At 38.5% G+C, this 12,738-nt stretch carries 15 protein-coding genes; 2 read left to right on the plus strand and 13 right to left on the minus strand.

Features of this window, described 5'->3' with window-relative positions; genetic code table 11:
• Positions 1-6: 6 nt before the first annotated feature.
• The 9 genes from fabG to AC4HCY_RS13510 all read right to left on the minus strand — a co-directional run bounded on the left by fabG (position 7) and on the right by AC4HCY_RS13510 (position 7,490).
• Positions 7-750 (minus strand): 3-oxoacyl-[acyl-carrier-protein] reductase, encoded by a 744-nt coding sequence (fabG, locus tag AC4HCY_RS13470; RefSeq protein ID WP_491094404.1) that lies wholly within the window; start codon positions 748-750, stop codon positions 7-9.
• Positions 741-1,646, minus strand: coding sequence for an ACP S-malonyltransferase (fabD, locus tag AC4HCY_RS13475; protein WP_491094405.1), 906 nt, complete (start codon positions 1,644-1,646; stop codon positions 741-743). Before fabD ends, fabG begins: the two co-directional genes overlap by 10 nt.
• Positions 1,647-1,683: 37 nt before the next feature.
• Positions 1,684-2,643, minus strand: a complete 960-nt coding sequence (gene fabK, locus AC4HCY_RS13480; RefSeq protein WP_323430282.1) for an enoyl-[acyl-carrier-protein] reductase FabK — start codon at positions 2,641-2,643, stop codon at positions 1,684-1,686.
• A 16-nt stretch (positions 2,644-2,659) separates the two neighbouring features.
• A complete protein-coding gene (locus tag AC4HCY_RS13485; RefSeq protein ID WP_442916617.1) occupies positions 2,660-3,661 on the minus strand; it encodes a beta-ketoacyl-ACP synthase III in 1,002 nt (333 codons plus the stop codon).
• Positions 3,648-4,655 carry a phosphate acyltransferase PlsX gene (gene plsX, locus AC4HCY_RS13490; protein ID WP_323430311.1) on the minus strand — a complete coding sequence of 336 codons (1,008 nt, stop codon included), beginning with the start codon at positions 4,653-4,655 and terminating at the stop codon, positions 3,648-3,650. Before plsX ends, AC4HCY_RS13485 begins: the two co-directional genes overlap by 14 nt.
• Positions 4,656-4,661: 6 nt before the next feature.
• A complete protein-coding gene (gene fapR, locus AC4HCY_RS13495) occupies positions 4,662-5,231 on the minus strand; it encodes a transcription factor FapR (RefSeq protein ID WP_323430284.1) in 570 nt (189 codons plus the stop codon).
• 124 nt (positions 5,232-5,355) lie between these two features.
• A complete protein-coding gene (rpmF, locus tag AC4HCY_RS13500; RefSeq protein WP_323430285.1) occupies positions 5,356-5,538 on the minus strand; it encodes a 50S ribosomal protein L32 in 183 nt (60 codons plus the stop codon).
• 13 nt (positions 5,539-5,551) lie between these two features.
• Positions 5,552-6,058: a YceD family protein gene (locus AC4HCY_RS13505; RefSeq protein WP_323430286.1), complete on the minus strand. Its 507-nt coding sequence runs from the start codon at positions 6,056-6,058 to the stop codon at positions 5,552-5,554.
• A 235-nt stretch (positions 6,059-6,293) separates the two neighbouring features.
• The gene (locus AC4HCY_RS13510; protein ID WP_491094406.1) at positions 6,294-7,490 is read right to left on the minus strand and encodes an acetate kinase; all 1,197 of its coding nucleotides are present in this window, start codon (positions 7,488-7,490) and stop codon (positions 6,294-6,296) included.
• Positions 7,491-7,649: 159 nt separating this feature from the next.
• On the opposite strand from AC4HCY_RS13510, the gene AC4HCY_RS13515 reads away from it, so the two are divergent.
• Positions 7,650-8,876, plus strand: a complete 1,227-nt coding sequence (locus tag AC4HCY_RS13515) for a nucleotidyltransferase (protein ID WP_491094407.1) — start codon at positions 7,650-7,652, stop codon at positions 8,874-8,876.
• On the opposite strand, the gene AC4HCY_RS13520 is transcribed toward AC4HCY_RS13515, so the two are convergent.
• A complete protein-coding gene (locus AC4HCY_RS13520; RefSeq protein ID WP_323430289.1) occupies positions 8,840-9,649 on the minus strand; it encodes a patatin-like phospholipase family protein in 810 nt (269 codons plus the stop codon). The genes AC4HCY_RS13515 and AC4HCY_RS13520 overlap by 37 nt on opposite strands.
• 97 nt (positions 9,650-9,746) lie before the next feature.
• On the opposite strand from AC4HCY_RS13520, the gene ylbJ reads away from it, so the two are divergent.
• Positions 9,747-10,943 carry a sporulation integral membrane protein YlbJ gene (ylbJ, locus tag AC4HCY_RS13525; RefSeq protein ID WP_323430290.1) on the plus strand — a complete coding sequence of 399 codons (1,197 nt, stop codon included), beginning with the start codon at positions 9,747-9,749 and terminating at the stop codon, positions 10,941-10,943.
• A 15-nt stretch (positions 10,944-10,958) separates the two neighbouring features.
• Here ylbJ and AC4HCY_RS13530 read toward each other — a convergent pair whose 3' ends face one another.
• The 3 genes from AC4HCY_RS13530 to rsmD are packed head-to-tail and all read right to left on the minus strand — an operon-like array spanning position 10,959 to position 12,556.
• On the minus strand, positions 10,959-11,495 hold the full coding sequence (locus AC4HCY_RS13530) for an SPFH domain-containing protein (protein WP_323430291.1): 537 nt from the start codon (positions 11,493-11,495) through the stop codon (positions 10,959-10,961).
• A gap of 15 nt (positions 11,496-11,510) precedes the next feature.
• The gene (gene coaD, locus AC4HCY_RS13535) at positions 11,511-11,984 is read right to left on the minus strand and encodes a pantetheine-phosphate adenylyltransferase (protein ID WP_491094409.1); all 474 of its coding nucleotides are present in this window, start codon (positions 11,982-11,984) and stop codon (positions 11,511-11,513) included.
• Between the two features lie 5 nt (positions 11,985-11,989).
• On the minus strand, positions 11,990-12,556 hold the full coding sequence (gene rsmD, locus AC4HCY_RS13540; protein WP_323430293.1) for a 16S rRNA (guanine(966)-N(2))-methyltransferase RsmD: 567 nt from the start codon (positions 12,554-12,556) through the stop codon (positions 11,990-11,992).
• Positions 12,557-12,738: the final 182 nt, after the last annotated feature.

The raw sequence follows: 12,738 nt of genomic DNA on the forward strand, positions 1-12,738 counted from the left end.
ATAATATTACATAACCATTCCACCGTCAATATTTATTACTTGGCCAGTGATATAATTCGAATATTCAGATGCCAGAAATACTGCCGCACTGGCAACATCTTCAGCTCTACCTGCCCTCTTCAATGGTATTGAAGCAAGAAATTGTTCTTTTATTTTATCTGAAAGCACTGCCGTCATGTCGGTTTCTATAAAACCCGGAGCTATTGCATTTACAGTAATGCCTCTAGATCCAAGTTCTTTGGCAATAGATTTTGTAAAGCCTATCATACCTGCTTTTGCTGCAGCATAATTGGATTGTCCCGAATTACCTATTATACCTACAACCGAAGATATGTTGATGATCTTTCCATGCCTTTGCTTTACCATGACTTTGCTGACTTCTTTAGTGAAATTAAAAGCGCCTTTCAGATTTATGCTCAAAACCTTATCAAAATCATCCTCAGACATCCTGAGAAGCAGGCTGTCTTTGGTTATTCCGGCATTATTCACTAATATATCTATGCTGTCAAAATCATTTAATACTTTTTTCACTAAATTTTCTACTTCTTCAAGATTTGATACATCTGCTTTAATGGCTTCTGCTCTTACGCCAAAGCTCATAGCTTCATTTGCAGCTTCCCAGGCCGCCTTCTCATTGCCGGAATAGTTTATAACAACGTTGGCACCGGCTTTTGCAAAGGATAAGGCTATTGTTTTCCCAATGCCTCGAGAAGCTCCGGTAATAATAGCGTTCTTTCCTCTTAGACACATTCTAATCTCTCCCTGATACTTTCTATAGTCTTATCTAAAGACTCTAAATCTTCAACATTATATACGCAAACACTCTTGTCTATTTTTTTAACAAAAGCCGATAAGGATTTTCCGGGGCCTACCTCAATGAAAGCATCAACGCCTTTTCCTATCATATTCCTTATGCTATCCTCCCATAGGACTGAGGTGCTCACCTGCTCTATGAGAAGCTTCTTTATCTCATATTTATCCTTGATGACCTGCGCATTTACATTTGATACCACAGGTATATCCATTTCATTAAATACAACCTTGCTCAATTCTTCCGACAGCTTCTCTCCCGCTGCCTTTAACAGGCTTGAGTGAAATGGAGCGCTGACAGGCAGAATAGCAACCTTCCTTGCACCCCTTTCCTTCAGTATGCCGCAGGCCTTTTCTATAGCTTTAGTATGTCCGGCGATCACAACCTGACCGGGGCAGTTAAAATTTGCAGGCTCCACAACCCCATAACCGGATGCCATCTTCAGGCATTGAACCACTTCGCCTTTATCCATACCCATAATCGCCGCCATAGTTCCTTCTCCTGCCGGCACTGCTTCCTGCATGAATTGGCCGCGTTTTCTTACGACTGCAACCGCATCTTCGAAGGATATGGCGTTTGAAGCTACCAATGCGGAATACTCTCCCAGGCTAAGCCCGGCGGCAATGGCAGGTTTGATGCCCTTCAATTTTAAAACTTCCAACAAAGCAATGCTTGTAGTCAATATTGAAGGCTGCGTATTTTCAGTCTTCTTCAGCTCTTCTTCATCGCCTTTAAAGCACAGCTTTTTCATATCAATACCTAGTTTCTCACTTGCTCTGTCAAAAATATTCATAGCCGCTTCATAATTTTCTGCGATTTCTTTACCCATCCCCATATATTGAGCACCTTGCCCCGGAAATATGCATGCCACCTTAATCAAGCATTTCACCTCTGATCGAATTATTTAAACCTGCCAGCACCATATCACATTCTTTGATCATGCTATCTATTATTTCTTTGACTGGCTTTATTTCCTTTATCAAGCCGCTGATTTGGCCTGCCATTACAGAACCCATATCTGCATCTCCATCTACACAGGCAAGCTTAAGCTTGCCTGTACCCAGTCTTTCAAGCTCTGCTGCTGATGCTCCCGATCTTTCAAGCTTTTCAAACTCTCTGTAAAGCTTGTTCTTTATTATTCTCACCGGATGTCCGGTGCTTCTTCCCGTTACCACAGTTCCTCTGTCTCCGGCTTTAATTATTGCATTTTTGTAATTTTCATGAACCACGCATTCTTTAGAACATACAAATATAGTTCCAAGCTGCACACCTTGTGCACCCAAGCTCAGCGCAGATATGACTCCCCTTCCGTCCCCTATACCGCCTGCAGCAATTACAGGTATTTTCACAGCATCCGCTACTTGAGGCACCAAAACCATGGTAGTTAATTCTCCTATATGCCCTCCGGCTTCGGTCCCTTCTGCTATTACAGCATCCGCTCCAACGGCTTCCATTTTCTTTGCTAAAGCGACGGAGGGAACAACGGGTATAACCTTCATCCCTTGCTCTTTTAAGCTTGGTATATACTTCCCGGGATTGCCTGCTCCTGTTGTTATCACAGGAACCTTTTCTCTATATACCAATTCGATTATTTCTTCGGCGAAAGGAGACAGGAGCATTACATTTACTCCATAAGGCTTGTCAGTCAAAGCTTTTATTTTATTGATCTCCTTTTCAACTACGGCAGCCGGAGCATTGCCGGACCCTATTATGCCAAGTCCTCCTGCATTTGAAACTGCCGCTGCAAGCTCTGCCGTTGCTACCCAGGCCATTCCGCCTTGAAATATCGGATAGTTTATCCCTAATAAGTCGCAAATCTTTGTTCTTATCATAATCACTCCTCCAATATCAGGACCATTTAATAACTGCAGATCCCCAAGTCAATCCGCCGCCAAAACCTACGAGAACTACAATGGCGCCTTTGTTTAGCTTATTTGTTCTGTTTGCTTCATCCAGCGCTACAGCAACAGAAGCCGCAGACATATTGCCATATTTTTCTACATTTATAAATACTTTATCTTTAGAAATTTTCAACCTTTTAGTAGCAGACTCAATTATCCTTATGTTTGCCTGATGGGGTATCAAGTAATCGATATTCTCTTTCCTCATCCCGCAAAGGCTCAGAGCCTTTTCTGCTGCTTGCCCCATGATCTTAATGGCAAACTTGAATACCTCTGAACCGTCCATTTTTATAAAGTGCAGTGAATTTGCTATGGTTTCTTCAGAGGCAGGAAGCCTGGAGCCTCCTGCAGGAAGTTTCAGCAGATCTCCTCCCCTGCCGTCGGAACCCATATAAGTAGACAGTATTCCAAAGCCTTCCTCAACACTGGAAATAACAGCAGCCCCAGCTCCGTCCCCGAACAGCACACATGTATTTCTATCGTTATAATCGGTTATCTTTGACAATGTTTCCGCCCCAATCAATAAAATTTTTTTCATACTGCCGGATCTAATAAATTGGGACGCAATACTAAGACCATAGATAAAGCCTGAGCATGCTGCGCTTATATCCAATGCAGCAGCATTTTCCGCACCAATATTTTTTTGTACTATGCACGCCGTAGAGGGAAAGGCCATATCAGGAGTTACAGTAGCCACAATGATCATATCCAGTTCCGCAGGCTTCAGCTTGGCATCCTCTATAGCCTTTAAGGCTGCATATGTGGCAATATCTGAAGTAGCTATGTCAGGCTTAACCCTCCTTCTTTCTTTGATACCGGTTCTTGATACTATCCATTCATCATCAGTATCAAGCCTTTCTTCAAAGTAACTGTTTTTCAGCACTGTTTCAGGTACATAACTCCCTGTCCCGATAATACCTGCTGCCCATGAACCATTATTCAATATCATTCACTCCTGTGTCTTTCAAATCCGTTATTATTCTCTCAATGCAATTGTTATCATATAATAATTTAGCTTGCCGTATGGCATTTTTTATTGCTCTTCCATCGGAGCTCCCATGCGCTTTTATCATGATGCCGTTGATTCCCAAAAAAGGAGCTCCTCCATACTCTTTATAATCAAAGCGTTTTTTAAAGCTTCTAAAGCTGTTTTTCAGAAGCAATGCTCCAAATTTAGATATTGTAGTTTTCATCAATTCTTCTTTCAGCAAATTCATCATAGTTGATGCAAGGCCCTCCGTATTTTTAAGCACCACATTGCCTGCAAAGCCGTCACACACGCAAACATCACAAATACCGGAATATATATCTCTCGCCTCTATGTTTCCAATAAAATTCAAATTACTTTTTTTTAATAGTTCAAAGCTTTGCTTTGTCAGCTCATTTCCTTTAGTCTCCTCTGCACCTACATTAAGCAAGCCCACTTTTGGGGATGATATGCCTTCGACCTTCTCCATATATATTGAACCCATTATAGCAAATTGAAGCAAGTTCTTGGGCTTGCAGTCCATATTAGCTCCTGCATCTATCAGCATGCATCCTCCTCTCACCGTTGGAAGCAAAGGTGCCAAAGCAGGCCTGTCTATACCTTTTATCCTTCCAACCTTTAACAGGGACCCTGCTAAAAAAGCTCCGGTATTTCCGGCAGACAAAAATGCGTGGCACTGCTCATCCTTTACCATTTTCAGACCTACAACCATCGATGAATCTTTTTTTTGCTTTATTCCCTGAACCGGTGCATCTTCATTAGTTATTGCTTCTTCCGCATGAAGGATATGTATTTTCCCTTTTTTAGTTGTCACGCCATCTAAATATCTTTCGATCTCATTCTTTTTGCCTATCAGATATATTTCTATCTCATATTCATTCGCCGCATCAATGCATCCTTCCACTACAGCCTTAGGTGCGTTATCGCCGCCCATAGCATCTATAGCTATTTTCATCATCAGTTACTCCTCCTTGCCATTAAAAGATACTAATATAAATTTTCCTCTGAACACCTCAACGCTTTTCACCTTTATGAATACCCAAACAAAATACTTATTGCCTCTCATCCTCATCACTTCAGCTTTTGCAATCAGCTTATCTCCGGCAAAAACAGGGTTCTTGTATTTTATATTGGCTACACCGATCAAAGCAACATTAGCATCGATCACAGCAATTGCAAGAGATTCTGCCTGAGCGAAAATATGGCTTCCTCTAACTACATTTGTCTTTTCAAAGGCCATAGAGTAATCTGTTTCCAGAATAGACATGCCATTCTTCCCCAGATTTAAATCCAATAGCTCTCCGACTATTTCCTTGTCAGCTATCGACTTTACTTTAAGATGGTTTTTCTCTGCAACATTTTTGATTCTCTCCCTCAGTTCAGGTATTCCCAATTCAAGTCGATCCAATCTAACGGTTTGAATGCTCACGCAAAAATTTTCCGACAGCTCTTCATCAGTTAAAAAGGGATCCTTTTGAATTATAGATAGAAGAGCTCTTTGTCTTTCCTTTTTTCCCAGCCCTTTCTTCATATGGTACCTCCTTATACTATCTATGTATAGTACCTGATACTAATATCAAGTATACATCATATTATTATATAAAAGCAATAATAAATTTAAAAAAAATATAACAGCGGGTACTCCGCTGTTATATTTATTGTTCTCCTACTTCTATAACCGTTCTATTTTTATAATACCCGCAGGATTTGCATACTCTATGGGGTAATTTTGGCTCGTGGCATTGAGGACATGCAACAAGTCCTGGTATATCAAGCTTCCAGTTAGCTCTTCTTTTATCTCTTCTGGATTTAGAGTGTCTTCTTTTCGGTAAACCCAATCTCAGCACCTCCTTAATTTTTCTCAAGAAAGCTGCTCAATATTTGCAGCCTGGGATCAATTTCATCAAGTACACAACCGCATTCATCAATATTTTTATTTTTACCGCACTTTGGGCACAGGCCTTTGCAGTTTGGTTTACAAAGTGGTTTCATGGTCATCTGGGAAGCAATTTCATCAAGCACTATTTCATCCAATGATATTGTATCCCCTTTAAGCAGGTATGCATCTTCTTTTGAATTCTCAAAGCTTTTAACAAAAACATAATCAGCATCAAAGTCAATCTTTTCATAATAATAAGCAAGACATCTGGAGCAAGTTCTCTCTATCTCAGTGCTTATGTTAATATCCAGCCGAATCTTGCCTTCATAATTAATTGCATGACCCTCAATTTTTACAGGTTTAACGATGTTTATTTTTTCTCCATAAAATTCAATGCTGTTGCCTTGCATTGTTTCAAAAAAAGAAAACTGTTTTTTTACACCTTCATTTTTTAAAATATCCATTATATTTAGTTCCATTGAACCACCTCAGCTTAATTGACAAATTTTATTATACAAATCAAAGCATGTTTTGTCAAGAAAAAACGCTTTACAAATATAAACAAGCTTTTACCAGAGAATCTTTATCCATGAGGAAGCAGGCTTCCTCAGCATTTAAATAATGGCAGGTTCCCCTGCCATTATTTTAGCACTATAAAAAAGTATATATACCCTTTATTACTATATTTAAGCAATTAACTGCTAAGACAAATTTTTATTCAGTTATAAGACTTTTTGTATCCCTTGCAATCATAAGCTCTTCATTGGTAGGTATCAGCAGGACCTTTACTTTAGAATCTGCTTTTGATACATCGGCCTCTTTTCCTCTTACATTATTTTTCTCATTATCAATTTCAACGCCTAAAAATTCCAACCCTTCACAGACAGCAGCTCTCATGGACGCTGAATTTTCTCCCAGTCCGGCAGTAAATACGATAGCATCCATTCCGCCCATAGCTGCAGCATAAGCTCCGATATATTTTCTTACCTTATAAGCGAAAACCTTAAGGGCAAGATCTGCTCTCATATTTCCTTTTTCAGCCGCTTCTTCAATATCCCTGAAGTCACTGCTGACACCGGATATTCCTAAAACTCCTGATTTTTTATTCATTAGATTGTCTATGCCTGCTAAATCCAAATTCTCTTTTTCCATGACAAATTTAACAATAGCAGGGTCAATGTCACCGCATCTGGTTCCCATCGCCAAGCCCTCTAACGGAGTAAAGCCCATGCTTGTATCAACAGATTTGCCTTGCTTTACAGCAGCAACGCTGGCACCGTTTCCAAGGTGGCAAGTCACTATCTTGAGATCTTCAATATTTTTATTCAACATTGATGCCGCTCTCTGAGCTACATATTTATGAGATGTGCCATGGAAACCATATCTTCTCACACCATATTTCTCATATAGCTCATAGGGCAATGCATAAATAAATGCCTCCTTTGGCATAGTCTGATGGAATGCAGTATCAAATACTCCCACCATTGGGACTCCAGGCATCAGTTGTCGGCACGCTTCTATACCGATGATGTTCGGAGGATTATGCAAAGGTGCTAAATCTATACAATCTTTAAGAGCATTAACAACCTCGTCATTTATAACCACTGAAAAGGCAAATTTCTCGCCTGCATGTACTACTCTATGGCCAACAGCATTTATTTCATTCATATTCTTTATAACGCCGTAATTCTTATCCATAAGGGCATCTATTACATGCTTTAAAGCCTCTTTATGAGTCGGCATATCTTCTTCAATTACAACTTTTTCTCCATTTGCAGGTTGGTGCTTCAATACCGAACCGGGTATACCTATCCTTTCTACAAGGCCTTTTGCTTCGACTTCTTCATTTTTCATATTAATCAACTGATATTTCAGCGAAGAGCTACCACAGTTGACAACAAATATTTTCATTTTAAAACCTCCTACTTATTATGCTTAGCCTATATTCTTTTCTATATAAAACAATAATATCCTTCTTTTAGACAATAATAATTTTTAAATATACAATTTTTGTGATAATATGTATATGTATTTTACCATATATAGATTTTTTATCCCGGGAGAGATACTATGAAAGTTGTGGGTATAGTTTCAGAATATAATCCTTTTCATAATGGCCATAAATACCATTTAGATTTGTCAAAAAAAATATGCAGCGCAGAATACGCTGTGGCTGTTATGAGTGGAAATTTTCTTCAAAGAGGGGAGCCTGCTATTTTTGATAAATGGTCCAGAGCAAAAATGGCGGTTTTAGGCGGTATTGATTTGGTAATAGAACTTCCTGTTGTATATTCATGTCAAACTGCGGAAATATTTGCTTTTGGTGCAATAAAAATTTTAAATTCACTGGGCATAATAGACTGCTTATGCTTTGGAAGTGAAAATGGTGATGTAGAAAAGCTGTCTGAAATTGCGGTTGTATTAATGAATGAACCGAAAGAAATAAGACATAAAATAAAGGATAGCATGGCAAGGGGTATGACTTATTCAAAAGCTGTGGGAGAAGCATACAAAGCAGCTTTTGGAGATCTATTGTCTTACCCAAACAATGTGCTTGGTATAGAATATATTAAATCTCTGATATGTTTAAATAGTTCAATAAAGCCCGTCACAGTAAAAAGAATCAGAAATAACTATAATGATACGGCTTTTACAGGTACCATCTCCAGTGCTACAGCCATTAGAGAAGAATTGAGAGCAAGCGGTCTGACGGACCCAATACGCTCATCAACGCCAGAATATTCATATAATATAATGCAGCAAAATCTGGACTATGGAAAAGGGCCTGTATTCTGGGAGGACTTTTCCAATATTTTATTGTATGAGTTAAGGAAATCAAACCTTGAATATATTAAGACCTTGCCTGAAATCAAGGAAGGCATTGAATATAGGTTAAAAAAAGCAGGCAGATCCTCTATGGATTTCGAGAATATTATTTCGGCTTTGAAGACAAAGCGCTATACAAGGACCTCTTTGCAAAGAACCCTCTGCCATATGCTTTTAACCATAAAAAAAGAAGATGTAAGCTATGCAAAGTTATCTGAAGCACCAATCTATATCAGAGTGCTGGCTTTCAATAAAAAGGGGAGAGAACTGCTGAAAGAGATAAAAAAAATATCCATATATCCAATAATAATCAAAGCAGCGGATTTTATGCCCCAATCTCAGCATTTGGAAAGAATGTTCAGCCTGGATATGATGGCAACGGATATATATAGCCTGGCATATAAGAATAAAAGCTGCAAAGAGGCCGGTGAAGATTATAAAACTTCTCCTTTGTATATTGAGGAGTCATAATATTTTTCTATGGCTTCATTTATTCGGGGCATGGCTTCTGATGCAGATTTTTCTCCCTCTTCTATGCATAGGTCAACCCTTGTAAAATCCAATGGGTTAATATTTTTAATTACTGGGTTAATGATGATATAATCATCTTCCAATTTGTTCTCTACTATTGTATTTTCCATCGTCTCTATGCTCTGCATAATTATCTCAAACAAATTCCTAGGCTTTATATTGCTCGGGCCTTTGCCCACATCAACAGCAATTACTATGTCTGCCCCCATTTCCTTTGCCAGGGCCGCAGGCACTCTCTCTATCACTCCGCCATCTACAAGGATCATATCGTCCATTTCAACCGGGCAAAATATTCCCGGTATGGATATGCTGGCTCTGACAGCCCTCCATAAAGGGCCTTGAGTAAAAACATGCCTTTTAGAATTCGTTAAGTCCGTCGCCACAATGCATATGGGTTTTCCCAATTCTTCAATATTCTTATTTCGTGTTAAGATTTTTATGAATTCTTCGGCTTTTTTACCGGCTAATATTCCTTTTTTTGAGACTGCAGGGTCCATCCATATGTCAGCTTTCATATTTTTAGCCAGCTTTATCAATAGATCCAAATCAATATCACAGAGGTACAAGGCCCCTACCAAGGCACCTATGCTGCATCCTGCAATATAATCCGGCTTAATGCCATATCTGTCCAAGGTCTTCAATACGCCTATATGAGCCAGACCTCTTGATGCTCCTGAGCCCAATGCCAGGCCGATTTTAGGTTTTGCAGTCATTCAAAATCAACTCCTGAACATTTGTATAAAATAATGAGTATAGTTATATTTTCCGTTAATATAATATATTATCTTGTATAATATTTTAGGTGAGTTTATGATCAAAAAATATTTATCCACTTTTATAAATGCTTTGATATTTCTTTTCATCATATTCAGCATAATGATATTTCCTGAAGAAAGCTTCAAAGCGTCACTGGAAGGGCTTAATCTATGGCTTAATGTAGTTTGCCCTGCCCTCTTGCCCTTTTTTATATGTGTGGAGATATTGATAGGTTTAGGAGTGGTCAGCTTCATTGGCAGCATATTTAAGCCTCTGATGAGCGTTGCATTCAATGTGCCCGGAGAAGGAGCCTTTGCATTTGTGATGAGCATTGCTTCCGGGTATCCGGTAGGAGCAAAGATCATCGCCAGCCTGAGAATGAGTGATCAGTGCAGCAAAACGGAAGCTCAAAGAATGATAAGCCTATGCAGCACTTCAGGGCCTCTATTTATAATAGGTGCTGTATCCGTAGGCATCCTTAAAAAGCCGCAAGCCGCTGCTATATTATTGATTGCACATTATTTATCTGCAATAAGCTGTGGATTTATCATGAGATTTTATAAAAGAAATGAAATGTCTAAAAAGGATCTTTATATTACAAATCCCTTTAAAGAGTTGATAAATTACAGAAAAACAGACAAAAGAAGCATAGGCCAGTTGATGGGAGATTCTGTCAAGAACGGAGTAAGCCTAATCTTGCTGGTGGGCGGCTATATAATTATTTTTTCTGTAATATCAAAAATAATAAAGGTTACAGGCATATTAACCCTCATATCCGGGCTTATTGATCTAATCCCTTTGATCAGTATAGATAGCAATCACTATATACCGGTTGTGATTTCAGGGCTTTTAGAATTGACTAACGGGATAAAGGAATGCGCACAAGCCTACATGCCTGACCTGGTCAAAGCTATTATGATCAGCTTCTTTATAGGCTTTGGAGGACTTTCTGTCAATGCTCAGGTTTCAGGCATAATACAGGATACCGATATAAATTTTTTTATATATTTTTTAATGAAAATTCTTCAAGGAGTTTTAGCCGCCATATATACTCTTTTTCTGAATAAGTTAGGCAATCTACCTGTATTTAACACGTATTCATTATACTCATGCTATCGTTCATTGAACTGGTATAATATAATAATTTTATCTATCAAGGCAGTCTCCTTGCTATCGCTGTTTATGGCTCTGCTCTCATTTACAATATATATGATTGGGTTTTCCAGCAGATTAAAAAATAAGCTGAATTGACAGCTTATTTTTTAATCAGCTTTTATAATTTTTCAATTCTTCTCTGTTAGCACTGATAGTAGATAATACCTTTTCAATCCTTAGCGACAGTTCCGACAATATATCATCCGCATAGGCTCTTGCACCCAATCTGATTTTCTTCGCATCCTGCTGCGCAGCGTTTATGATGTCTTTTGCCTGCTCGTTTGCGCGTTTTGTTACTTCGCTTTCATCTATCATGCTCTTTATCCTTCGATCAGCTTCCTGTCTTAAAATCTCTGATTCTTTTTCTGCTTCTGCAAGAATTCTTTGTCTTTCTTCCTTTATCTTCTGAAGCCTCTCGTCGCACTCTTTTCTAATGCCTTCCGCTTCTTTTTTGGCTTCTATCAATATTTTTTGTCTTTCTTCTTTAATCCATTGAGCCTGCTTCATTTCATCAGGAAGCTTGATCCTTATATCTTTTATTATCTCCAGCAGCTCTTCTTTATTAATCATTGCTTTTGAGGATAAGGGCAAATTTGATGCCTTTTCAATTATGTCCTCCAAAGCATCTAATAAAAGTAAAACCTCCATAATACAACCCCCTACTTACAATTTTTTATGTAATTCCTTTTCTACAACCTCCGGTATCAAACCTCTCACACAGCCTCCAAATCCAGCAACCTCCTTAATGAGACTTGAGCTTAGATATGAGTATTTGCTGCTCGTCATCATAAAAATTGTTTCTATCTCGGGATTAAGCTTTCTGTTCATCAATGCCATCTGAAATTCATATTCAAAATCCGATATAGCTCTTAAGCCCTTTACTATCGTATTGGCATTCTTTTCTCTCATAAATTCTATCAACAACCCGCCGAAAGAATCTACTTCTACATTAGGGATGCTCTTGCAGCTAACCTCAATAAATTCCAATCTCTTTTCCACAGAAAACAATGATTTTTTATTATTGTTGACACCCACACCCACTATTAGTTTATCAAACAGTTTAGAGGCTCTCTCTATTATATCCAAGTGTCCATTTGTAACAGGGTCAAAACTTCCGGGATACACTCCTATCTTCATATTTATTACTCTCCATTCTCCTTTTTTGCAACATATAATGACAAACCAACGTTACCATATTTTTTTCCCTTAAACATGCTAAATATGCCTTCCTTCTCAGGCATGGATTCCTTATATTCATGTTCAATAACAATGATTCCATCCTTCTTAAGCAAATCCCTCGCCTGAATTTTTTTTACTGCTTCCAAGGCTATGCCTGCTTTATAAGGGGGATCAATAAATATGATGTCAAATTTTCTTCCTTGACTTGAAAGCTTGTCAATAGCCAAAGCATAATCATTGTATATTACTTCAGTCTCTCCTATTATATCGGTCTTTTTAAGGTTATTTTTCAATACTTTCACGCTCTCGGAATCGACATCAACAAAAACAACTTCCTTTGCGCCTCTGCTGTAAGCTTCTATACCGACGCCGCCGCTGCCGGAAAATAAATCTAAAAAGCTGGAATCAATGACCATATCTCCTAAGATACTGAACAACGCTTCCCTTACCCTGTCCGAAGTAGGCCTTATGGAACCGGTGTCTATCCTATCCAGTTTTCTTCCTTTCAGCTCCCCAGCTATTATTCTCAATGATAAACCTCCTAACTAAACGACAATTATATTTTAACACAAAGCCTATTTTTAGACAAAATATGATTTTATTATCTGTATAAAAATTATTATAATGCAAAATCTATAGCTAGGGATATTAGTAAAACACTATATTTCCCCATAGAGCTCTTCCTTCAATTTCTCCTCTCCCTATACTGGTG

Source organism: Lutispora sp. QWL-02 (assembly GCF_058315355.1).